We start from the raw sequence: 21,013 nt of genomic DNA, 5'->3' as shown, positions 1-21,013 counted from the left end.
CGAGTAGCCTTTCCCCGGATCGGGGCACGAGAAACCACTCTCAGGGTGATTATCACTCGGCGTGCCGAGTGTGGCGATCGTTGACGCACCACTGGCGACTCCCTACCTTCGAGGTGGCAGGTCAAGGACGGAGGTCGGCGTGAGAAGCAGCGGCGACAGTACGGCTGGGGGCGGCCCCGGAGTCAGTCCGGTGGGAGGCGGGCCGTATCCGCTGCACAACGGCGCGGCCGACCCCTCCTCGGACACCATCGGATACCGCGGACCGACCGCGTGCGCGGCGGCGGGGATCACCTACCGGCAGCTCGACTACTGGGCTCGTACGGGCCTGGTGGAGCCGAGCGTGCGGCCGGCGTACGGGTCGGGCACCCAGCGGCTCTACAGCTTTCGTGACGTGGTCGTCCTCAAGATCGTCAAGCGGTTCCTGGACACCGGCGTCGCGCTGCAGAACATCCGCGCCGCCGTCCAGCACCTCAGGGCCCGGGGCTTTCGCGACCTGGAGCGGATGACGCTGATGAGCGACGGGGCGACCGTCTACGAGTGCTCGTCGCCCGACGAGGTCGTCGATCTGCTCCAGGGCGGTCAGGGGGTCTTCGGGATCGCGGTGGGCGTCGTGTGGCGCGACGTCGAGGCGGCCCTGGCGCAGCTGCACGGCGAACGCGTCGACACGGGCGAGACCTTGATCGGCAACAACCCCGCCGACGAGCTGGCGAGGCGCAGGCGCGATCGCGCGGGATGATCCGGGGAGCCGTGGCCGCACGGCACCCCGCGTACCACCATCGATGTCAGTGGCGTAGGGCAGCATCGATGGTGTGAGATCCGCGCCGACGATCCTGCATCTGGACATGGATGCCTTCTACGCCGCCGCCGAGCAGGCGGCGAAGCCCTCGTTGCGCGGAAAGGCCGTGGTGGTCGGGGGGCTCGGGCCGCGGGGTGTCGTCGCCACCGCATCGTACGAGGCGAGGCGCTTCGGCGTGCACTCGGCGATGCCGATGGCGCAGGCCAGACGGCTCGCGCCGAACGCGGCGTACCTGGTGCCGCGGTTCTCGCTCTATCGCTCGGTCAGCGAGCAGGTCATGGAGCTGCTGCGGCAGCTGTCGCCGCTCGTGGAGCCGCTCAGCCTGGACGAGGCCTTCGTCGATCTGGAGGCGGGCGGTGCCGCCCACGACTCGGTCTCGGCGCGTGCCACGGGGGAGCGGCTGCGGGCCGACATCCGGGCGGTGACGGGGCTGACGGGGTCCGTCGGCCTGGCGGGCTCCAAGATGTTGGCGAAGATCGCCTCCGAGCAGGCGAAACCGGACGGCCTCGTCCTGATAGAGCCCGGCACCGAGAGGGAGCTGCTCGGGCCCCTGTCCGTACGCACCCTGCCCGGCGTGGGCCCGGCGACCGGCGAGCATCTGCGACGCGCTGGGATGACCACGGTCGCCGACCTCGCGGAGGCCGGCGAGGACGAGCTCGTACGCCTGCTGGGCAGGGCTCATGGCGCGGCTCTGTTCCGGATGGCGCTCGGGCACGACGACCGTCCGGTGGTCGCCGAGCGGGACGCGAAGTCGGTTTCCGTGGAGGACACCTTCGACGTGGACCTGCACGACCGGGTGCGGGTGCGGATCGAGGTGGAGCGGCTCGCCGAGCGCTGTGTGCAGCGGCTGCGGGCGGGCGGGCACTCGGGCCGGACGATCGTCCTGAAAGTCCGGCGCTACGACTTCTCGACGCTCACGCGCTCCGAGACGCTCAGGGGGCCCACCGACGACCCCGCGGTGGTGCGGGAGGCCGCCGGCCGGCTGCTGGAGTCCGTGGACACGACAGGCGGCGTACGGCTGCTGGGGGTCGGGGTCACGGGGCTTGCCGACTACACGCAGGAGGATCTCTTCGCGCAGGCCGCGGCCGAGGAGGCCGCGGCGGCCTCCTCGGCCGCGTCGCCGGTCGAGGCCGCTGAGCCGCCGGAGGGCGTCGAGCGGGAGGCGGCACCGGCGGCTCCGGCACCGGAAGGGCCCACCGCGCGGCACTGGTCCGCGGGGCAGGACGTCCGGCATGCCGTGTACGGGGCGGGCTGGGTGCAGGGGAGCGGCGTGGGGCGCGTGACCGTGCGCTTCGAGCAGCCGGGGTCGGCGCCGGGCCGGGTGCGTACGTTCCGGGTGGACGACGAGGACCTCCAGCCGTCGGACCCGCTCCCCCTGGTGCCGACGGCCTCCCCGGGCGGCGCCGGGCCTGGGGCGGAGCCACCGGGGTCGCGGGACGCAGCGCGGGGGCACCCTTACGAGACCGGAGCCTGAGGGGAGGGGTGGGCTTGGGGGCGGCGGGGCGAGCGTGTCCGTGCGTGGAGGGGGCGTCGGCCTGACGGACCGTGGCCGGAGGGCGGGCGTCAGTCGTCCTGGCCGGCGACCTGGCCGAAGGAGGAGTCACCGGTGGACGGGGCCGGCGCCGGGGGAGTGGAGAGGTCGAGACCGTAGTGGTGGTAGAGCTGGAGCTCCTGCTCGGGGGAGAGATGGCGGCCGACGCCGAAGTCGGGAGCATCCTTGATCAGGGCCCGCTCGTACGGGACGTGGAGGGCGTTGTCGATGAGCTTGCTCGGTTCCAGGGGGACGAACGCGTCCCGGCTGAACAGTCCCGTGCGTACGGCGGCCCACTCGGGCTCGCCCGTGGCGTCGTCCAGGTAGACCTCGTCGACGGTGCCGATCTTGTGGCCGTCGCGGTCGAACGCCTTGCGGCCTATCAGGCTGCGCGGATCGATATCGGTCTGCACGGTCCCTCCAGTGGGTCGCACCTGTTCTACAGTCACTACAAAAGGGCACATCTCGTGTGACGGCCACTTGAAGATTCGTCATAGGAACGCGCTGGTACCCTGGCAATCGGCTGTTGACCCTGTGCGGGAGAGTCCACCGGTGACCCCACCGGCGGCGCCGAAGGAGCAAATCCTCCCCGGAATCTCTCAGGCCCCTGTACCGCACGGACGAGGTCACTCTGGAAAGCAGGGCGGGCGTCGGACGGCATCCGCTCTCACCGACGGTGAAAGCCGGCGCGTCGTCCCACGGCGCCCGGTGAAGCTCTCAGGTTGAGATGACAGAGGGGGAGGCCGTCCGGGCATCCATGCCGCGATGCCCCTCGCAGGTCGATCAAGACCAGGAGGCCTCCCACATGACCGCCAACCGCATTCCGCTCTCCCAGCTGGAGCGAGGCACCCCCTTCGAGCAGCGCCACATCGGGCCCGACGCCGCTGCCCAGGCGAAGATGCTCGCGCAGGTGGGGTACGGATCGCTCGACGAGCTGACCGCCGCGGCGGTGCCGGATGTGATCAAGAGCGCCGAGGCGCTGAACCTGCCCGACGCCCGCACCGAGGCCGACGTCCTCGCCGAGCTGCGTGCGCTCGCGGACCGCAACCAGGTGCTCGCGCCCATGATCGGCCTCGGCTACTACGGCACCTTCACGCCGCCGGTCATCCTGCGGAACGTCATGGAGAACCCGGCCTGGTACACCGCGTACACGCCGTACCAGCCAGAGATCTCCCAGGGACGGCTCGAGGCCCTCCTGAACTTCCAGACGGTCGTCTCCGACCTCACCGGCCTGCCCACCTCCGGCGCCTCGCTGCTGGACGAGGGCACCGCGGCCGCCGAGGCCATGTCGCTCGCCCGCCGGGTCGGCAAGGTCAAGGGCGGCGTCTTCCTCGTCGACGCGGACACCCTGCCGCAGACCATCGGCGTGATCGAGACCCGCGCCGAGCCCACCGGCGTCGAGGTCGTCACCGCCGACGTGAGCGAGGGCATCCCCGCCGAGATCGCCGAGCGCGGCGTCTTCGGCGTGCTGCTCCAGTACCCGGGCGCCTCCGGTGCCGTGCGGGACCTGAGGCCGGTCATCGAGCAGGCGCACGAGCTGGGCGCAATCGTCACCGTCGCCGCCGACCTGCTGGCCCTCACCCTGCTCACCTCGCCCGGCGAGCTCGGCGCGGACATCGCCGTCGGCACCACCCAGCGCTTCGGCGTGCCGATGGGCTTCGGCGGCCCGCACGCGGGCTATATGGCGGTGCGGGACACGTTCGCCCGCAGCCTGCCCGGCCGCCTCGTCGGCGTGTCCGTGGACGCGGACGGCAACAAGGCATACCGGCTCGCGCTCCAGACCCGTGAGCAGCACATCCGCCGCGAGAAGGCCACCAGCAACATCTGCACCGCGCAGGTGCTGCTCGCCGTCATGGCGGGCATGTACGCCGTCTACCACGGACCCGAAGGACTGCGCGGCATCGCCGAGCGTACCCACCGCTACGCCACCGTCCTGGCCGACGGGCTGCGGGCCGGCGGCGTCGAAGTCGTGCACGGCGCGTTCTTCGACACGCTCACGCTGCGCGTGCCGGGCAAGGCCGCCGACGTCGCCGCCGCCGCGCGCGAGGGCGGGGTCAACCTCCACCTCGTGGACGCCGACCACGTCTCGGTCGCGTGCGACGAGACCACCGGCCGCGACCAGCTGACGGCCGTGTGGTCCGCCTTCGGCGTCCAGGGCGACGTCGAGGCGCTGGACGGGGCGAGCACCGACGCCCTGCCGGCCGCGCTGCTGCGCTCCGACGACTACCTGACCCACCCGGTCTTCCACCAGCACCGCTCCGAGACCGCAATGCTGCGCTACCTGCGCAGGCTCGCCGACCGCGACTACGCGCTGGACCGCGGCATGATCCCGCTCGGCTCCTGCACGATGAAGCTGAACGCGACGACGGAGATGGAGCCGGTCACCTGGCCGGAGTTCGGCCAGATCCACCCCTTCGCGCCCGCCGAGCAGGCCGAGGGCTACCTGACGCTCATCCACGAGCTGGAGGAACGCCTCTCCGAGGTCACCGGCTACGACAAGGTCTCGATCCAGCCCAACGCCGGATCGCAGGGCGAGCTGGCCGGTCTGCTGGCCGTGCGCGCCTACCACCGCGCCAACGGCGACGAGCAGCGCACCGTGTGCCTGATCCCGTCCTCCGCGCACGGCACCAACGCCGCCAGCGCGGTGATGGCCGGCATGAAGGTCGTCGTCGTGAAGACCGCGGACGACGGCGAGATCGATGTCGAGGACCTGCGCGCCAAGATCGAGCAGTACCGCGACGAGCTCTCCGTGCTGATGATCACCTACCCGTCGACGCACGGCGTGTTCGAGGAGCACGTCGCCGACATCTGCGCCCAGGTGCACGACGCCGGCGGCCAGGTCTACGTGGACGGCGCCAACCTCAACGCGCTGGTCGGTCTGGCCAAGCCGGGCAGGTTCGGCGGCGACGTCTCGCACCTGAACCTGCACAAGACCTTCTGCATCCCGCACGGCGGCGGCGGTCCCGGCGTCGGCCCGGTCGGCGTGCGCGCCCACCTCGCGCCCTACCTGCCGAACCACCCGCTGCAGCCGACCGCGGGCCCGGAGACCGGCGTCGGTCCGATCTCGGCCGCCCCGTGGGGCTCGGCGGGCATCCTGCCCATCTCCTGGGCGTACGTCCGTCTCATGGGCGGCGAGGGTCTCAAGCGGGCCACGCAGGTGGCCGTGCTCGCGGCGAACTACATCGCCAAGCGTCTGGAGCCGCACTACCCGGTGCTCTACACCGGCCCGGCGGGTCTGGTCGCCCACGAGTGCATCGTCGACCTGCGGCCGCTGTCGAAGGCCACCGGTGTCAGCGTCGACGACATCGCCAAGCGCCTGATCGACTACGGCTTCCACGCGCCGACCATGTCGTTCCCGGTGGCGGGCACGCTGATGATCGAGCCGACGGAGAGCGAGGACCTGACCGAACTCGACCGCTTCTGCGACACGATGATCGCGATCCGGGCCGAGATCGAGAAGGTCGCGTCGGGCGCATGGCCGGCGGACGACAACCCGCTGCGCAACGCCCCGCACACCGCGGCCGCCCTCGGCGGCGAGTGGGACCACGCCTACAGCCGTGAGGAGGCCGTCTTCCCGGCAGGTGTGAGTGCTGCGGACAAGTACTGGCCGCCGGTCCGCCGTATCGACGGCGCCTTCGGCGACCGCAATCTGGTCTGCTCCTGCCCGCCGCTGGACGCGTACGACAACTGACGCCCGGCGCGCGGCGCGCATGGATCGGGGCCGGTACGGAGAACTCTCCGGCCGGCCCCCGGTCGTGTCGGTGACCGCGCTACGCGGCGGTCACCACCTGGCCGGTCTCACGCGGCCGGTGCGGTGCGATGACCTGCCCGTCGGGCAGCAGTTCGCCGGTGTCCTCGAAGAGGAGCACACCGTTGCACAGGAGGCTCCAGCCCTGCTCCGGGTGGTGCGCCACCAGGCGTGCCGCCTCCCGGTCGGCTGAGTCGGGTGAGGGGCAGGGTGGCTGGTGCTGGCACATGGATGGGTTCTTTCGCTGCGATGTGGTGAGTGTCCTGCGGCTCGATGAGCTGTTCATGGCCGCCCCCGTATCTGTCGGTCGGTTCCCAGTGTTCCCCCACGGGCGTCGATCCGCAGGGATTTCACAGCAGCTCTTCCTACTGATTCATGACGCGTCACCCACGCGAGCGGTTCAGCGCAACAGGGCTGTCCTTTCGGGTGGTTCCTGGTGACCCGGCAGAGCTAGTCCGGCCGGGCCATGCGCCGCTCAGCAGTACGCCCCGCGACCGTCCGGTCGCGGGGCGTACGGGAGATGCGAGGTCAGGCGGCCGGTGAGTCGAACAGGGGCCGCGGCGTCAGCCGCAGGGTCAGCACAGGCAGCAGATCGGCGACCCGGTGCGGCCGGTGAGCCGTGATGCCCGGCGGGGCGGGGGCCAGCGGCACCAGGACGTCGGTCGGCTGAAGCGTGCCGGCGGACGCGTCCGCGTCGACGTCGCGATGCAGCCAGAGCGTGAGCATGTACAGCTCCGGCACGGACAGCAGGCGCGGCTGGAATGGTGCTCCCATGGCCTCCGCCTGGCGCAGCGCACGTTCCGTGGAACCGAGATAGGGCCCTTCGAAGAAGTGGGAGAAGGCCCAGCCGTCCGGCGTCGGCCTGGTGTCCGCCGCGGCCACGGCACGATCGCCGCTGCGGATCAGGAAGCGCCATCCGGCGAGCCGGGTGTACGGCATGCCGGCGGCCGGGACGACTCGGTCCAGGACGTGGACCGGAAGCGGCAGTTCGGGGCTCAGGGGTCCCTGGACGGACCTCAGAGCGGGTGTCGGAGCCTCACGGACGGCCGTGGGGGAACCGAGTGCTGCGAGAACGCTGCGCAGGGCGGGCGCGGGGGCCGGGGGAACATGCAGCGGCATGGTGGGTCGCCTCTCACTCAAGAGACACGGTGATGCGGGGAGGTGCGGACGGCACTGTCGGCGGATGGGCCGCGCGGGGCCGGAAAGACCACCTGGCGCCGAAGGTCGGCCCATCCCGAAGAGTTTATACGACCCGTGTTCAGTGATTGTTTCCGCTAGCCGTGCCGGCGATTTTCCGCAAGGCCTATACCGGCCCCTTCCGCTCCGGATTTCCGACGCGTTCTCCGCGTGGCGATGTCATGGCCTGCGGCTTTCTCCGCAGCGTGGTAGGCCGAATCCGTACGGTGTTTTCGCCCCGGCCGGATCCGGAAAGTGACCATCGCATCACACGGCGGGAAGTGTCCGGTGAATGTGCCCCATGACTGCGGGCTCCAGCCTATCGGGAGCGGACCTGCCGTGCAGGCGTTACGGATCAAAGAGTCTGGGCATTATCGTCCGTGACACGAGCGGCCCACGTGCGTGGCTGCCCACTCGAGGAGGGACGCTCCGATGGGGGAGAAGATCGTGGCAGGCGGGTTCGACCTGTCCGATCGTCAACGGTACCGGCGCAAGCTTCAGCAGTGCCTGGCGGGACTGGGTCGGCTGCTTGCGGAGAAGAGGTTCGACCGGCCCAGGAATCTGATGGGGCTGGAGATAGAGCTGAATCTCGCCGATGCGGACGGGACGCCGAGGATGATGAATGCGGAAGTACTCTCCCGCATCTCGAGCCCCGATTTCCAGACCGAGCTCGGAATGTTCAATCTGGAAGTGAACATCGTTCCGCACCGGCTGGACGGGCATGTTTTCGATCAGCTGGCGGAGGAGTTGCGGACCGGTCTCGCATATGCCGACCGCAGGGCCGCCGATGTGGGCTCGGGACTCGTGATGATCGGAATTCTGCCCACCTTGCGGCAGCAGGATCTGGTCTCCGCCAATCTCTCCCACGTCGACCGCTACATGCTTCTCAACGATCAGATCGTGACCGCACGCGGCGAGGAGTTCACCCTCGACATCGAGGGCGTCGAGCGGCTGACCTGCACCTCGTCGTCGATAGCTCCGGAAGCGGCCTGTACGTCGGTCCAGCTGCACCTGCAGGTGACGCCCGCCCGGTTCTCCGACGTGTGGAACGCGGCGCAGGCGGTCGCGGCCGTCCAGGTCGCCGTCGGCGCCAACTCGCCCTTCCTCTTCGGCAGGGAGTTGTGGCGCGAGTCACGCCCGCCGCTGTTCCAGCAGGCGACCGACACCCGCCCGCCAGAGCTCCAGGCGCAGGGGGTGCGCCCGCGCACCTGGTTCGGCGAGCGCTGGGTGCACTCCGCGTACGACCTCTTCGAGGAGAACCTGCGCTACTTCCCCGCGTTGCTGCCGATCTGCGACGACGAGGACCCGCTGCGGGTGCTCGACGACGGCGGGGTGCCGGGGCTCAAGGAACTGGTCCTGCACAACGGCACCGTGTATCGGTGGAACAGGCCGGTGTACGCGGTCGTCGACGGCGTGCCCCACCTGCGCGTGGAGAACCGTGTCCTGCCCGCCGGCCCCACGGTCGCCGACGTCGTCGCGAACGCGGCCTTCTACTACGGGCTCGTGCGGGCGCTGGCCGAGGAGACGCGGCCGGTGTGGACCCGCCTGCCCTTCGCGGCCGCCCACGAGAACTTCGAGGACGCCTGCCGCCACGGCATCGACGCCGAACTGCTGTGGCCGCGCCCGGGCCGGGGCGGCGGTGTCACCCGCGTGCCCGTCGCCAAACTCGTGCGCGACGAACTGCTCCCGCTCGCCGCGGCCGGCCTGGACGCGTGGAACATCGAGCCCGCCGACCGGGACCGGTACCTCGGCATCATCGAGGAACGGTGCAGGCGGCGCATGAACGGGGCCTCCTGGCAGGCGGACACCTTCCACCGGGCGCTGGAGGCCGGCCTCGAACGGGAAGCGGCGCTCACGGCGACCACGCGGCGCTACTGCGAGCTGATGCGCGAGGGGGAGCCGGTGCACACCTGGCCCGTGGGCTTCCCCGGCGTGGCGTCGTGACCGGGCGTCGTGTTGTGACCGAACTGGGCGTCATGACCGGGCCGGGCGCCGAGGCCGCTGCGGTGTCGCGACCCGGTGAGGCGCGGCGGCGAGGTCGTCGAAGGCTCGGACTCGGCAGGAACCGGCGAAGGAGAGCAACCCGCTCCGCACGGCCGCCCCCGCCCCGGCCGAGACGCCGAGACGGTTGCGGTGGCGGCGACTGTGGTACGACGGCGGACGCGTGCACGGGACCTGCCTCTTTCCGTCACCTCGGCGTCGGGCAAGCTGTGACGTCCCATGCGGTGGTGCCCCTCCTTGTGCGGTGTGCAAGGAAAAAAGGGGACCGCGTCATCGTGATGACGTGTGTCCCCCCGGCCTGTCGCGTGCGATCTTCGTACCTGCATTCGAGACTCGAGCGGGACGAGGATGGGGACGAGACGGATTGGCGAACTGGAGGCAGTTGTGCAGGCGGAGCCCGGAGGCGTGACCGGATCTCTTCCCCAGGAAAGCGCGTCGCGGAAGATCCTGCGGTCCGAGACGGTGCTCGTCCTCGCGCTGTCGCTGGGCGCGAGCGCGGTCTCGTCCCTGATCCGCTTCGTCGGGTCGCTGACGAAGCCGGGCGGGCTCAAGGACCAGGCCGCGATGCTGAACTCGTCGGCCGCACCGGGGCGGCCGTGGCTCGATCTGGCCTGGCAGCTCTTCGGGATCACCACGGCTCTGGTGCCCGTGCTGCTCGTCGCGCACTTCCTGGTCCGGGAGCGCGCCGGACTCGGGGCGATCGGCTTCGACCGGAGCCGCCCGTGGTCGGACCTGGGCAGGGGCGCGCTCGTCGCGGCGGGCATCGGGAGCGCCGGGCTGGCCTTCTACCTCGGGGCGCGCGCCGCCGGGTTCAATCTCACCGTCGTGCCGGAATCGCTGCCGGACGTGTGGTGGAAGTACCCGGTGCTGATCCTCTCGGCGATCCAGAACTCCGTGCTGGAGGAAGTGATCGTCGTCGGCTATCTGCTGCGCCGGCTGGGGCAGTTGGGGTGGTCGCCGACGGCCGCGCTGGTGGCGAGTTCGCTGCTGCGCGGCTCCTACCACCTCTACCAGGGGGTCGGCGGGTTCGTCGGCAACATGGTGATGGGCGTGGTCTTCGTGCTCCTGTACCGCCGCTGGGGCCGGGTCGGCCCCCTGGTGGCGGCCCACGCGCTGCTCGACATCGTGGCCTTCGTCGGCTACGGACTGCTGGCCGGCCACGTGTGCTGGCTGCCCACGCCGACTGGCCGCGAGACCTGCTGACCGAGGGGCGTACGGCACCGGCCGCACGCCCGCGTCGGGTCAGGGCGCCGTCAGCAGCTCCCCGTCGATGACGGTCACGGCGCGGCCGGTGAGCAGTGTGCGATCGCCGCGCAGCACGGTGCGGACCAGACCGGAACGGGCGGACGCCTGGAGTCCGGTCAGCTCGTCGCGGCCCAGGCGCGCGGCCCAGAACGGTGCGAGCGCGGTGTGCGCACTGCCCGTTACGGGGTCCTCGTCGATGCCGACGCGGGGGAAGAAGCCGCGCGACACGAAGTCGTGGCCCGCTGACGGGTCGTCGGCCGCCGCAGTGGCGATGACGCCCCGCCGGGAGTGCGCCACCAGGGCCGCGAAATCCGGGGTCAGGGACCGGACCGTCGCCTCGTCGGACAGCTCCACCAGCAGGTCGCCGACGTGCTCGCCGGTGTCGTGTGCGGACAGGACGTCGGCGCCGAGTGCCTTGGGAACGCCGTCGGGAACGGGGACGGGAGTGAGCGGCGCGGTGGGGAAGTCGAGGGTCACGGTCGCGTCGTCGTGGGCGGTGGCGGTCAGGATCCCGCAGCGCGCGCTGAAGCGTACGGTGCCGCTCGCGGTGCCCGTGCTGTGCAGGACGTGCGCGGTGGCGAGGGTGGCGTGCCCGCACATGTCCACCTCGGCGACCGGGGTGAACCAGCGCAGCGCCCAGTCCGCCTCGCCGCCGCCGGGGAGGGGGTGCGCGAAGGCGGTCTCGGAGAGATTCACCTCCTTGGCCACGTTCTGGAGCCAGGCGTCGTCGGGGAATCCGTCGGAGTCCAGCAGCAGGACTCCGGCCGGGTTGCCGGCGAAGGGACGGTCGGTGAAGGCGTCGACGATACGAATCCGCATGCCGCGACCGTACGGCCGCGCAAAGCCGCAGGCCAAGGCCAAATCGGGAGAGCTGGACCGGGCGAGCATTGTCATACGACAGGTTCCGATATATCGTTGAAGCATCGCGACAGATCAACGATGGAAGGAGCGTAGCGATGCGTTCACATGGACACGGTCAGGAAGGCGAACACGGTCGGGGTCGTGGGCACTGCGGGCCCGGCCATCCGGGTCGGGGTGATTGGGAGGGTCGGCGGGCGGCGTTCGGGCCCTGGGGGCCTCCGTTCGGCGGACCCTTCGGTGGCGGACGCGGGCGCGGCGGCGGCCGGGGGCGGGCGCGGCGCGGTGACGTCCGCGCCTCGATCCTGGCGCTGCTCAAGGACCGGCCGATGCACGGCTACGAGATGATCCAGGAGATCGGCGAGCGCAGCGGCGGGGTGTGGAAGCCCAGCCCCGGCTCGGTCTACCCGACGCTCCAGCTGCTCGAGGACGAGGGTCTGATCGTCTCCGAGAGCGAGGGCGGCAAGAAGCTGTTCACGCTCACGGACTCCGGTCGCGCCGAGGCCGAGACAGGGCCCGAAGCCCCGTGGGAGGAGGCCGGGCGCGGCGTCGACTGGGACACGGTCAACGAGATCCGCCAGGCCGGTTTCGGACTGATGGAGGCGTTCGGCCAGGTCTGGAAGACGGGCAGTGCCGAACAGCGGCAGAAGGCGGTCGCGGTCATCAACGAGGCCCGCAAGAAGCTCTACCTGATCCTCGCTGACGAGCACTGAGCCGCACGCCGGCACCGAGGGGCCCCGTGCCGCGGGGCCCCGCGCGCGTGCTCAGGTGACCAGTCCGGCCAGCTTGCGCAGCGACTCGTTGAGCGCCGCCGTGGCCGAGTCCTTGAGCTTGCCGGCCATGAGGGAGACCGCCGCGCCCGTGAACTCGCCGTCGATGCGCACCGTCGTCGCCGAGCCGTCCGGGACCAGCTCGTAGCGGGTGCCGACGTCGACGGACATGGGCCCCTTGCCCCTGATGGCGAGCACCCGTTCCGTCTCCAGCTCCTCGACGGTCCAGGTCACCTCGGCGGGGAAGCCCATCAGCTTCATGTTCTCCGCGAACGTGGCCCCCCTCTCCAGCGGCTCCGGCCCGCCCCTGGGGAAGCTGGTGTGCGTGGCGTTCCAGCGGCCGTACGAGGCGAAGTCCGTCAGCTGGGCCCAGACCTTCGCCGCCGGCGCCTCGATGCGTGCCTCCGCGCTGACCTCGGCCATGCGGCCACTCCTTCCAGTCGGGTTACGGTGCCGCGGAACGTAGCTCCGGCCGCGCGAACATTCAATACTGACGACCCGTCAGATGTGACGGCCGCCCCTGGGCAAGGCGGCGTGCTGCGCGGAGCGAGAGTTGTCGCGATCTCATCCGCAAGGAGGAGGAACCGGCCACGCGTGCCCAACCTCCGTGGGATGTGCAAATGCTCCCCGGCGGCGACGCTCCGGATCCCCGGTGCCTGATGAGGTGGGATCTGTGCAGAACCCCATGCCGCGGGTGCCCCGGCAGCCCGCCCCCGTCCGTGCCGAGATCGAGGACTCGCTCACCGTCGAGCTGGCCTCGGTGGTCGCGGGCGCGCGCCGGAGGGCGCTGCGGGACGGTGACCGGCAGATCGACACGGCCCATCTGCTGCACTCGCTCCTGGAGTCGGACGCGGAGGTGCGGGCGGCGGTCGGCGACGCGGCGCAGGTCGCCCGGGTTCTCGGCTATCTCGTGCAGCGCAGCATCGGCTACGGGCTGCGCTGGCAGGGGTCGGTGGAGGACTCCGGGGTCCTCCCGGTGGTGCGGGCGGCCGCCGTGCCCGGCTGGTCGCCGTCGGCCGTCGCCGCCATGACGGGCGCCCTCGCCCGTGCGCAGATGCGCGGCGACCTGCGGGCCCGGGGCGTCGACGTCCTCTCCCGCGTCGTCACCGACCCCGAGTGCCGTGCCGCCGACGTCCTGCGCCGCGCGGGCGTCGACACGGCGCAGGTCGGCGTGCGGATCGCGGCAGCGTCTCGACATGTGTCACGGGGGTGACGGTCCTGACGCGCGCTGACATGATGGCCCGATGCGCACGTCTTCGGGAAGAAGCGCCGGCCTGGGCATCGCCCTCGGGTCGGCCTTCGCGTTCGGTGGGTCGGGAGTCGCGGCCAAGCCGCTGATCGAGGCGGGTCTCGACCCGCTCCATGTGGTGTGGCTACGGGTGGCGGGCTCCGCCCTCGTCATGCTGCCGCTGGCCTGGCGCCATCGTGCCCTCGTGCTGTGCAGGCCCGCGCTGCTCGCCGGCTTCGGCCTGCTGGCCGTCGCGGGCGTGCAGGCCTGCTACTTCGCGGCCATCTCCCGCATCCCCGTCGGCGTCGCGCTCCTCATCGAGTACCTGGCGCCCGCCCTGGTGCTCGGCTGGGTCCGCTTCGTGCAGCGGCGGCCGGTGACCCGCGCCGCGGTCGTGGGTGTCGTCCTCGCGGCCGCGGGACTCGCCTGCGTCGTCGAGGTGTGGGCCGGCCTGAGCTTCGACGCCCTCGGACTGCTGCTCGCGCTGGGCGCGGCCTGCTGCCAGGTCGGCTACTTCGTCCTGTCCGACCAGGGCGGCGACGGCGACGACGCGCCCGACCCGCTGGGCGTCATCGCCTACGGCCTCCTCATCGGCGCGGCGGTGCTCACCCTCGTGGCCAGGCCCTGGGGCATGGACTGGTCCCTGCTGGCGGGGCGCGCCGACATGAGCGGCACCGAGGTGCCGGCGGCGCTGCTGCTCGGCTGGATCGTGCTGATCGCTACCGTGCTCGCGTACGTCACCGGGGTCGTCTCGGTGCGCATGCTCTCCCCGCAGGTGGCCGGTGTCGTGGCCTGTCTCGAGGCGGTCATCGCGACCGTGCTGGCCTGGGTGCTGCTCGGCGAGCACCTGTCCGCCCCGCAGATCGCCGGCGGCGCCGTGGTGCTGATCGGGGCGTTCATCGCCCAGTCGCAGGCGCCCAAGGCACCGTCCGGGCCGGTCGCCGAGGGCGGAAGGGAAGCCGCCCGCGGCGGCGCGGCCGTCGAGGAGTTGTCCGCCGGACACCCCGCGCCCTAGGGTGGCGATCATGCATTTGACCGTACTTCCGCCGCCTGCCGCTTAGCGCGGGCGGCCGTTTTCCGACGAGGACCGGGCTCGGGGTGCTCCCGAGCGGTTCGCCGCTGCCCGCGTGACGGAGCGAGCGATCCCTCATTCCCTGTCCTCCACACGGAGAAGTCACGTGTCGAATTCCTCTGCAGCTCCTGTCGGCGTGCCCGTCGGACGGAGCCTCCTCTACCTCGTCTTCGCCGGCGTCGCCTGGGGCACCGCCGGTGCGGCGGCCTCTCTCGTCTTCGCGGTGAGTGATCTCGGTCCCCTCGCGCTGTCCTTCTGGCGCTGCGCGGGCGGACTCCTGCTGCTGCTCGGTGTCCTGGCCGTACGCGCACGCAGGCGTACGGCGGGCCCCGCACCGCGCGCCGTCGCCGAGTCCCGCGGGCGCGCGTACCTGCGCATCGTCGGCACCGGCCTCGGGCTGAGCCTCTTCCAGAGCGCGTACTTCGCGGCCGTCGAGGTGACCGGCCTCGCCGTGGGCACGGTCGTCACGCTCGGCGCGGGTCCCGTCCTCATCGCCGTCGGCGCCCGGCTCACCATGGGCGAGCGCCTCGGGCGCGGCGGCATGCTCGCGGTGGCCGGAGCGCTCGCCGGGCTCGGCGTGCTGGTCATCGGCGGCGAGGGCGGCACCGTACGGCCCGCCGGCGTCGTGCTCGCCGTGCTGTCCGCCGCCGGGTACGCGGCGATCACCCTGCTGACGCGATGGCTCGGCCGGGACGGCGCAGGCGGCGACTCGCTGTCGACGACGGCGTGGGCGTTCGCGATCGGTGCCGTCGGCCTGCTGCCGATGGCGCTCGCCGAGGGGCTGCTGCCGCACACCGCCGACTCCGCCCGGGTGGTGTGGCTGCTCGGCTATGTCGCGGCCGTGCCCACGGCACTCGCGTACGCGCTGTACTTCGCGGGTGCGGCCGTCGTCCGCGCCGCCACCGTCTCCGTGATCATGCTGCTGGAGCCGGTCAGCGCGGCCGTCATCGCGGTGACGCTGCTCGGCGAGCACCTGACGGTCGCGACGGTCGTCGGCACCCTGCTCCTGCTGACCGCCGTGGCCGGGCTCGCGGTGGCCGAGGCACGCGTCGCCGCCGTTCGCAGGCGCGCAGCGGCCACCGTGTGAGCGACGGGGGGCGGGGCCGCGCGGCACCGCCCCTGCCCGTCGTGCCGGTGCGGCTCAGCCCAGCGCGGCCAGGTAGTCCGGCAGGGCCACCGACTCCGAGAGGTCCGCCGACGGGACCGGGGCGCCGTACGACGGGGCCACCGGGACGACACCGGCCCAGTGCGGGAGGGCCATGTCCTCGGGCTCGTCGTTCGGGCCGCCGGTACGGGACTTGGCGGACACCTCGGCGAGGTCGATACGGATCACCGCCGTCGCCGCCAGTTCCTTGGCGTTCGCCGGACGCGAGTCGGCGGACCGGCCCGCCACCACGTGGTCGACCAGGGCGTCGAGTGCCGTGCGCTTCTCGTTCTCGTCGGTGACCTGGTACGCCGTGCCGTGGATCACCGCCGAACGGTAGTTGATGGAGTGGTGGAAGGCGGAGCGCGCCAGCACCAGGCCGTCGACATGAGTGACCGTCACGCATACGTCCAGGCCCGGGTCCGCCTGGCCCGCCGTGCGCAGCGGGCGCGAACCGGTCGAGCCGTGGACGTACAGCGTCTCGCCGACGCGCGCGTACAGGGTCGGGAGCACGACGGGCGCGCCGTCCCGTACGAAGCCGAGATGGCAGACGTAGGCACTGTCGAGTATGGAGTGGACCAGCTCGCGGTCGTACGAGGCCCGGTCCCGGCCCCGGGTGGGGATCGTGCGGCCGGTCGGCTCGTATGCGGCGGCGGTGTCCGGCTGGGCGGCAGGCGGCATTGCGGAACTCCATTGCACTAGTGCATAATGTGTTTTGTGCTAGGAGAGTATCGGATCGCAGGTCGGCGTGCATCGGAGATTGCCGCGAGCGTCGAGCGCGCGGTGGGCGCCGGCGACCTCGAACCGGGACAACTGCTGCCTCCCATGCGCGAGTTGGCGACCGACCTCGGGGTCAATCCCAATACCGTCGCCGCCGCCTACCGCACCCTGCGCGAGCGCGGCGTCATCGAGACCGCCGGCCGGCGAGGCAGCCGGGTGCGCCGGCGCCCCGCGAGCACACCCCGCAACGCCATCCGGGTCGAGGTGCCGCCCGGCGTCCGTGACCTCAGCGCGGGCAATCCCGACACCGCCCTCCTGCCGCCGCTCGACGAGGCGCTGGCCGTCGCCGCGCGTCACCACGCCGAGCGCCCGACGCTCTACGGCGAGGGGCCGCTCGACGCCGAGTTCGCGCGCATCGCCAGGGCCTCCCTCGACGCCGACGGCGTTCCCCACGGGCCGCTCGCCGCCACCTCCGGCGCACTGGACGCCATCGAGCGCGTGCTGACCGCCCACCTGAGGGCCGGAGACGCGGTGGCGGTCGAGGATCCGGGATGGGGCAGCCTGCTCGACCTGGTCACGGCCATCGGGCTCAGGGCGGCGCCGGTCGGTGTCGACGACGACGGGCCGCTCCCCGCGGACGTCGAACGGGCCCTCGCGGCCGGGGCGCGCGCCGTCGTCGTCACCGACCGGGCGCAGAATCCCACCGGCGCGGTCCTGACGGCCGGGCGGGCGGCGGAACTGCGGTCCGTCCTCGGCCGGTTCCCGCACACCCTCGTCGTCGAGGACGACCACGGGTACGCCATCGTCGACCAGCTGCTGCACCCCCTCGCCGGCGTCACCGCGCACTGGGCCTTCGTGCGCTCGGCGGCCAAGGCGTACGGACCGGATCTGCGGGTCGCGGTCCTCACCGGCGACACCGTCACCGTCGACCGGGTGCTGGGGCGCCTCGGGCTCGGTCCGGGCTGGGTCAGCACGCTGCTGCAGCGCGCGGTCGCCCATCTGTGGGCGTCCGGGGCGGTCGATGCCCAGGCAGTGGCACGCGCGTACGGCGAGCGGCGGGAGGCGCTCATCGGGGCGCTGGCCCGCCGGGGTGTCGAGGCGTACGGACGCAGCGGGATGAACGTGTGGGTGCCCGTGCCCGACGAGACCGGCGCGGTGACGCGGCTGCTGCACGCCGGGTGGGCCGTGGCCCCTGGGGCGCGGTTCCGGATGTCCGCGGGGCCGGGCGTGCGCATCACCGTATCCGCGCTCGCGCACGCCGACATCGAACCGGTCGCCGCGGCGGTGGCCGCCGCGATCGGCCCGGTGCCGGCGCGCAGTTACGGCTGAGCGGCGCACGCCGGGGTGCCGGCGGGCGGGGCGGCTTCCGGTGCGGCCTCTGCGGACGGGGCGGCTTCCGGTGCGATCCGGGCGGCCGTGGCCGGCGACGACGGTTCCGTTCCGCGCGCGGGGGCCGGTGCCGGGGTCGTAGGCGTGTTCCTGGCGCGGCTCTGCGTGAGCGCTGCCCCCGCCAGCACGATCAGTGCGCCGACGGGAGTGTTCCAGGCGAGCTGTTCGCCCAGCAGCGTCACACCTGCCGCGGTGGCGATGACCGGAATGAAGTACGTGACCATCTGCGCCGTCGTCGGACCGACCTCGGCGACCAGCCCGTACTGCATGAGCAGCGCCAGTCCCGTCCCCAGCGCGCCGAGCGCGGCGACGGCGAGCAGCGGCACCATCGGGAACGATGGCGGCACCGTGGTGAACAGCGGGGTGACGACGGCCAGTTGGACGGTGGCGAGCCCCAGCTGCGCGCCGGTGAGCGACAGGTGGGAGTGGCTCGACCCGGCGAGCGTACGGCGCACGTAGATCCAGCCGACCGGGTAGCTGAGGGAGGCGAGCAGCGCCATCGCCGTGCCGCGGACGTCGAGGCCCGAGAAGCCCTGCCAGGCGCCGAGGACCGTCAGCACGCCGAGGAACCCGATGCCCAGCCCCGCCACCCGCCGCCGGGTCGGCCGGTCCTCGGACAGCGCGACGAGGGACAGTGCCATGCCCCACAGCGGCGACGTGGCGTTGCATATGCCCGCGAGCGTCGAGGGGATCGTCAGCTCGGCGTAGGCGAAGAGGGAGAAGGGCAGTGCGTTGAGCAGGAACGCCGCGACGGCGAGGTGGCCCCAGGTGCGCAGCCTGCGCGGCAGCCGCTCGCGCCGGAACGCCATGGCCACGGCCAGGACGGCGGTGCCGAAGAAGAGCCGCCCGAAGGTCACCTGGAACGGCGCGTACGCCCCGGTGCCGACCTTGATCAGAAGGAAGCTGAAGCCCCAGACCGTCGAGAGCACCGCGAACCGGATGCGCCAGTCGACGGCGCACCGGCGCGGGGCGGTGGAGGGAAGGCGCGGGCGGGTACGGCCGGACGAGGCCGGCGCCGAGGCAGCGGTGGTCATGCGCACAACGATCCCGAAGCCCTTTTCTTAGGACAAGCGAGAAAAGTTGGACCCGTTCCCTTAGCATCACTTACATGTTGAACCTGGAGCGCCTGCGCACCCTCGACGCCCTCGCCCGGCACGGTTCCGTGAGCGGGGCCGCCGACGGACTGCACGTGACGACCTCGGCCGTCTCCCAGCAGATGGCGAAGCTGGAGCGGGAGGTCGGTCAGCAGCTTCTCGCCAAGAACGGGCGGGGGGTGCGCCTGACCGACGCCGGCCGGCTCCTCGCCGACCACGCCGCGCGCATCCTCTCCCAGGTCGAGCTGGCCCAGTCCGACATCGAGGCGCAGCGCGGACAGGTCGTGGGGGAGGTGCGACTCGGCGCGTTCCCCACGGCCGCCCGCGGCCTGTTCCCCGCCGCCGTCGCCGCGCTGCGCGGAGACCACCCCGACCTGCGGGTGCAGACCCGCGAGCTGGAGCCCGAGCTGGGCATCCGGGCGGTCATCCGCGGTGACCTCGATCTCGCGGTGGTCCTCGACTGGAGCAACAAGCGCCTGCCCGTCCCCGGCGGGCTCAGCCAGGCCCGGCTGCTCGACGACGTGCCCGACGTCGCCATGCCGGCCGGCCACCCCCTCGCGGACCGCGAGGAGGTGGACCTGGAGGAGTTCGCGGACGACGAGTGGGTGTCCTGGCCCGAGGGCGAGTTCTGCCACGACTGGCTGGTGTTCACCTTGCGCGCCAAGGGCTTCGAACCCCGGATCGCGCACCTCGCCGGCGAACACCACACCCAGCTGGCGCTGATCGCGGCCGGCCTCGGGGTGTGCGTCGCGCCCCGGCTCGGCCGGGGGCCCGTACCCGAGGGCGTGGCGCTCGTCCCCGTACGCCAGCGGATGCGCCGCCATGTGTACGCGGTGTGGCGCACGGACGCCGACCGCAGGCCGTCCATCCGGGCGGCCGTGGACGCGCTGCGCACGGCCGCGGTGTCAGCGGGCTGACAGCTTCCTGAAGTCCCAGGAGGCGACCGCGTCGGGCGTCAGTCGCAGCCAGGCGTGCCGGCCGTCGTGCGGCATCGCGACCAGGCCGAAGTTCCTGCGGGCGAACAGCGCCTCGGGCACCCGCAGTTCGGGGCAGTCCGCGCCCGTGCGCGGGGCCTCCCCGACGAACACGGCCGTGCCCGCGAGCTCGACGCCCCTGAGCTCCCCGTACTCCTCGCCGTCGTCGACCACCACGGCCATGCGCGGGTCGCGGCGCAGGTCGGCCCAGCGGCGGCTGCGGGTCAGCGAGTACAGCCACAGCGACGTGCCGTCCCAGGCGAACCACAGGGCGCTCACATGCGGGCGGCCGTCCGCGGAGACGGTGGCCACCCGGCAGGTGCGCCGCTCGGCGAGGAAGGCGTCCAGCTCCTCGGGGGTCATCATGATGCGCCGGCCGCGGCGCTGGGTGACGGCCATCGGCGTGCCCCTCCCGTGTGCTGACGGTGTGTCAGAATCATGGCGGGACTTCCACCCCAGCGCAATGGCGGCACTTCCTGCCCAGCGGCGGCGGCACTTCCTGTCTCGCGCACGGGCGGCTACCCTCGCGCCCCCCGGCACAGCGAGGAAGGGCACGCCATGGCGTCCAGGGAAGAGCTCGCCGACCAGCTGGATCCCGCCACCACCGTGCTGCTCACCGTCGAGTGCCAGGAGGGTGTCGTCGGAGCCGGGGGAGCGCTGCCCGAACTGGCCGCACAGGCCCGCTCCTCCGGCGCGCTCCACAACATCGCGCGGCTGGTGGACGCGGCGCACGAGGCGGACGTGCAGGTGATGCACGCCGTCGCGGAGCGGCGGCGCGACGGGCGCGGCGCGAACGGCAACGCCCGGCTGTTCCGGGCCGCGGCCCGGCTCCCGGTGCAGCAGCACTGCGGCTCGGCCGCGGTCCGCGTCGCGGCGCCGATCGCCGTGGCGGACGAGGACATCGTCGTCCGCAGGCTGCACGGTCTGTCCCCCGTGGCGGGCACCGGGGTCGACCCGCTGCTGCGCAACCTCGACTGCCGCACCCTGGTCGTCACCGGCGTCTCGGCGAACGTCGCCGTCCCCGCCGCCGTCTTCGACGCCGTCAACCTCGGCTACACCGTCGCCGTGGTGGCGGACGCCATCGCGGGGGTGCCCGCCGAGTACACCCCCGCGATGATCCGCAACACGCTGTCCCTGGTGGCCACGATCGTGACCACCGACACTGTGCTGGGCTGCTGGAAGCGGCCGCACCGGACTCTGCGCGCCTGACCCCGCGCACACCCCGGGCCCGGCCCGGCCGCCTCCCACGCGTGACCCCCGAGGGCCG

The 21,013-nt window shown here is 72.4% G+C and carries 20 protein-coding genes and 1 riboswitch; of the genes, 12 read left to right on the top strand and 8 right to left on the bottom strand.

Annotated features, from left to right (window positions below; genetic code table 11):
- Positions 1-190 precede the first annotated feature (190 nt).
- Both ACLB9X_RS30000 and ACLB9X_RS29995 read left to right on the top strand, forming a co-directional pair.
- Positions 191-736, top strand: coding sequence for a MerR family transcriptional regulator (locus ACLB9X_RS30000; protein ID WP_410363580.1), 546 nt, complete (start codon positions 191-193; stop codon positions 734-736).
- A 73-nt stretch (positions 737-809) separates the two neighbouring features.
- The gene (locus ACLB9X_RS29995; RefSeq protein WP_410363574.1) at positions 810-2,270 is read left to right on the top strand and encodes a DNA polymerase IV; all 1,461 of its coding nucleotides are present in this window, start codon (positions 810-812) and stop codon (positions 2,268-2,270) included.
- An 89-nt stretch (positions 2,271-2,359) separates the two neighbouring features.
- Here the strand turns inward: ACLB9X_RS29995 and ACLB9X_RS29990 are convergent, their stop codons facing one another.
- On the bottom strand, positions 2,360-2,740 hold the full coding sequence (locus tag ACLB9X_RS29990; RefSeq protein WP_410363573.1) for a PRC-barrel domain-containing protein: 381 nt from the start codon (positions 2,738-2,740) through the stop codon (positions 2,360-2,362).
- Positions 2,741-2,854: 114 nt separating this feature from the next.
- Positions 2,855-2,952, top strand: a riboswitch (glycine riboswitch).
- Between the two features lie 180 nt (positions 2,953-3,132).
- On the opposite strand from ACLB9X_RS29990, the gene gcvP reads away from it, so the two are divergent.
- Positions 3,133-6,018, top strand: coding sequence for an aminomethyl-transferring glycine dehydrogenase (gene gcvP / locus ACLB9X_RS29985; protein ID WP_410363572.1), 2,886 nt, complete (start codon positions 3,133-3,135; stop codon positions 6,016-6,018).
- A 79-nt stretch (positions 6,019-6,097) separates the two neighbouring features.
- Here the strand turns inward: gcvP and ACLB9X_RS29980 are convergent, their stop codons facing one another.
- Both ACLB9X_RS29980 and ACLB9X_RS29975 read right to left on the bottom strand, forming a co-directional pair.
- Positions 6,098-6,304 carry a DUF5999 family protein gene (locus tag ACLB9X_RS29980; protein WP_410363571.1) on the bottom strand — a complete coding sequence of 69 codons (207 nt, stop codon included), beginning with the start codon at positions 6,302-6,304 and terminating at the stop codon, positions 6,098-6,100.
- A gap of 299 nt (positions 6,305-6,603) precedes the next feature.
- A complete protein-coding gene (locus ACLB9X_RS29975) occupies positions 6,604-7,194 on the bottom strand; it encodes a hypothetical protein (protein ID WP_410363570.1) in 591 nt (196 codons plus the stop codon).
- Between the two features lie 489 nt (positions 7,195-7,683).
- On the opposite strand from ACLB9X_RS29975, the gene ACLB9X_RS29970 reads away from it, so the two are divergent.
- Both ACLB9X_RS29970 and ACLB9X_RS29965 read left to right on the top strand, forming a co-directional pair.
- Positions 7,684-9,195 (top strand): glutamate-cysteine ligase family protein, encoded by a 1,512-nt coding sequence (locus ACLB9X_RS29970; protein ID WP_410363569.1) that lies wholly within the window; start codon positions 7,684-7,686, stop codon positions 9,193-9,195.
- 441 nt (positions 9,196-9,636) lie between these two features.
- The gene (locus tag ACLB9X_RS29965; RefSeq protein WP_410363568.1) at positions 9,637-10,455 is read left to right on the top strand and encodes a CPBP family intramembrane glutamic endopeptidase; all 819 of its coding nucleotides are present in this window, start codon (positions 9,637-9,639) and stop codon (positions 10,453-10,455) included.
- Positions 10,456-10,494: 39 nt separating this feature from the next.
- Here ACLB9X_RS29965 and ACLB9X_RS29960 read toward each other — a convergent pair whose 3' ends face one another.
- A complete protein-coding gene (locus tag ACLB9X_RS29960) occupies positions 10,495-11,316 on the bottom strand; it encodes a PhzF family phenazine biosynthesis protein (protein ID WP_410363567.1) in 822 nt (273 codons plus the stop codon).
- Positions 11,317-11,453: 137 nt separating this feature from the next.
- Between ACLB9X_RS29960 and ACLB9X_RS29955 the strand changes: the two genes are divergently transcribed.
- Complete coding sequence (locus tag ACLB9X_RS29955) at positions 11,454-12,068, top strand: PadR family transcriptional regulator (protein ID WP_410363566.1); 615 nt, start codon at positions 11,454-11,456, stop codon at positions 12,066-12,068.
- A 51-nt stretch (positions 12,069-12,119) separates the two neighbouring features.
- Here the strand turns inward: ACLB9X_RS29955 and ACLB9X_RS29950 are convergent, their stop codons facing one another.
- Entirely contained in the window at positions 12,120-12,548 is a 429-nt protein-coding gene (locus tag ACLB9X_RS29950; protein ID WP_410363565.1) for an SRPBCC family protein, read from the bottom strand.
- Between the two features lie 250 nt (positions 12,549-12,798).
- Between ACLB9X_RS29950 and ACLB9X_RS29945 the strand changes: the two genes are divergently transcribed.
- From ACLB9X_RS29945 to ACLB9X_RS29935, 3 genes are all read left to right on the top strand, one after another.
- Entirely contained in the window at positions 12,799-13,338 is a 540-nt protein-coding gene (locus ACLB9X_RS29945) for a Clp protease N-terminal domain-containing protein (RefSeq protein ID WP_410363564.1), read from the top strand.
- A gap of 31 nt (positions 13,339-13,369) precedes the next feature.
- Positions 13,370-14,368 carry an EamA family transporter gene (locus ACLB9X_RS29940; RefSeq protein WP_410363563.1) on the top strand — a complete coding sequence of 333 codons (999 nt, stop codon included), beginning with the start codon at positions 13,370-13,372 and terminating at the stop codon, positions 14,366-14,368.
- Positions 14,369-14,531: 163 nt separating this feature from the next.
- Entirely contained in the window at positions 14,532-15,512 is a 981-nt protein-coding gene (locus ACLB9X_RS29935) for a DMT family transporter (protein WP_410363562.1), read from the top strand.
- 54 nt (positions 15,513-15,566) lie between these two features.
- Here the strand turns inward: ACLB9X_RS29935 and ACLB9X_RS29930 are convergent, their stop codons facing one another.
- On the bottom strand, positions 15,567-16,250 hold the full coding sequence (locus ACLB9X_RS29930) for a pyridoxamine 5'-phosphate oxidase family protein (RefSeq protein ID WP_410363561.1): 684 nt from the start codon (positions 16,248-16,250) through the stop codon (positions 15,567-15,569).
- A gap of 36 nt (positions 16,251-16,286) precedes the next feature.
- Here ACLB9X_RS29930 and ACLB9X_RS29925 point away from each other — a divergent pair, with 36 nt between their 5' ends.
- On the top strand, positions 16,287-17,618 hold the full coding sequence (locus ACLB9X_RS29925) for an aminotransferase class I/II-fold pyridoxal phosphate-dependent enzyme (RefSeq protein WP_410363560.1): 1,332 nt from the start codon (positions 16,287-16,289) through the stop codon (positions 17,616-17,618).
- On the opposite strand, the gene ACLB9X_RS29920 is transcribed toward ACLB9X_RS29925, so the two are convergent.
- Complete coding sequence (locus tag ACLB9X_RS29920; RefSeq protein ID WP_410363559.1) at positions 17,609-18,712, bottom strand: DMT family transporter; 1,104 nt, start codon at positions 18,710-18,712, stop codon at positions 17,609-17,611. The genes ACLB9X_RS29925 and ACLB9X_RS29920 overlap by 10 nt on opposite strands.
- Before the next feature lie 74 nt (positions 18,713-18,786).
- On the opposite strand from ACLB9X_RS29920, the gene ACLB9X_RS29915 reads away from it, so the two are divergent.
- A complete protein-coding gene (locus ACLB9X_RS29915) occupies positions 18,787-19,689 on the top strand; it encodes a LysR family transcriptional regulator (RefSeq protein WP_410363558.1) in 903 nt (300 codons plus the stop codon).
- On the opposite strand, the gene ACLB9X_RS29910 is transcribed toward ACLB9X_RS29915, so the two are convergent.
- Complete coding sequence (locus ACLB9X_RS29910; protein ID WP_410363557.1) at positions 19,678-20,145, bottom strand: pyridoxamine 5'-phosphate oxidase family protein; 468 nt, start codon at positions 20,143-20,145, stop codon at positions 19,678-19,680. The two genes, ACLB9X_RS29915 and ACLB9X_RS29910, sit on opposite strands and share 12 nt — an antisense overlap.
- Before the next feature lie 159 nt (positions 20,146-20,304).
- Here ACLB9X_RS29910 and ACLB9X_RS29905 point away from each other — a divergent pair, with 159 nt between their 5' ends.
- Positions 20,305-20,955 carry a cysteine hydrolase family protein gene (locus tag ACLB9X_RS29905; RefSeq protein WP_410363556.1) on the top strand — a complete coding sequence of 217 codons (651 nt, stop codon included), beginning with the start codon at positions 20,305-20,307 and terminating at the stop codon, positions 20,953-20,955.
- Positions 20,956-21,013: the final 58 nt, after the last annotated feature.

Source organism: Streptomyces sp. 5K101 (genome assembly GCF_046506645.1).
Classification (GTDB): domain Bacteria; phylum Actinomycetota; class Actinomycetes; order Streptomycetales; family Streptomycetaceae; genus Streptomyces.
This window is presented reverse-complemented; position numbering and strand designations above follow the sequence as displayed.

Bases quoted from the DNA above. Each gene is read 5' to 3' on its own strand.
- ACLB9X_RS29975 (WP_410363570.1), bottom strand. From the start codon at position 7,194: ATGCCGCTGCATGTTCCCCCGGCCCCCGCGCCCGCCCTGCGCAGCGTT.
- ACLB9X_RS29955 (WP_410363566.1), top strand. From the start codon at position 11,454: ATGCGTTCACATGGACACGGTCAGGAAGGCGAACACGGTCGGGGTCGT.
- ACLB9X_RS29905 (WP_410363556.1), top strand. From the start codon at position 20,305: ATGGCGTCCAGGGAAGAGCTCGCCGACCAGCTGGATCCCGCCACCACC.
- ACLB9X_RS29950 (WP_410363565.1), bottom strand. From the start codon at position 12,548: ATGGCCGAGGTCAGCGCGGAGGCACGCATCGAGGCGCCGGCGGCGAAG.
- ACLB9X_RS29980 (WP_410363571.1), bottom strand. From the start codon at position 6,304: ATGTGCCAGCACCAGCCACCCTGCCCCTCACCCGACTCAGCCGACCGG.
- ACLB9X_RS29915 (WP_410363558.1), top strand. From the start codon at position 18,787: ATGTTGAACCTGGAGCGCCTGCGCACCCTCGACGCCCTCGCCCGGCAC.
- ACLB9X_RS29960 (WP_410363567.1), bottom strand. From the start codon at position 11,316: ATGCGGATTCGTATCGTCGACGCCTTCACCGACCGTCCCTTCGCCGGC.
- ACLB9X_RS29970 (WP_410363569.1), top strand. From the start codon at position 7,684: ATGGGGGAGAAGATCGTGGCAGGCGGGTTCGACCTGTCCGATCGTCAA.
- ACLB9X_RS29910 (WP_410363557.1), bottom strand. From the start codon at position 20,145: ATGGCCGTCACCCAGCGCCGCGGCCGGCGCATCATGATGACCCCCGAG.
- ACLB9X_RS29920 (WP_410363559.1), bottom strand. From the start codon at position 18,712: ATGACCACCGCTGCCTCGGCGCCGGCCTCGTCCGGCCGTACCCGCCCG.
- ACLB9X_RS29940 (WP_410363563.1), top strand. From the start codon at position 13,370: ATGCGCACGTCTTCGGGAAGAAGCGCCGGCCTGGGCATCGCCCTCGGG.
- gcvP (WP_410363572.1), top strand. From the start codon at position 3,133: ATGACCGCCAACCGCATTCCGCTCTCCCAGCTGGAGCGAGGCACCCCC.
- ACLB9X_RS29930 (WP_410363561.1), bottom strand. From the start codon at position 16,250: ATGCCGCCTGCCGCCCAGCCGGACACCGCCGCCGCATACGAGCCGACC.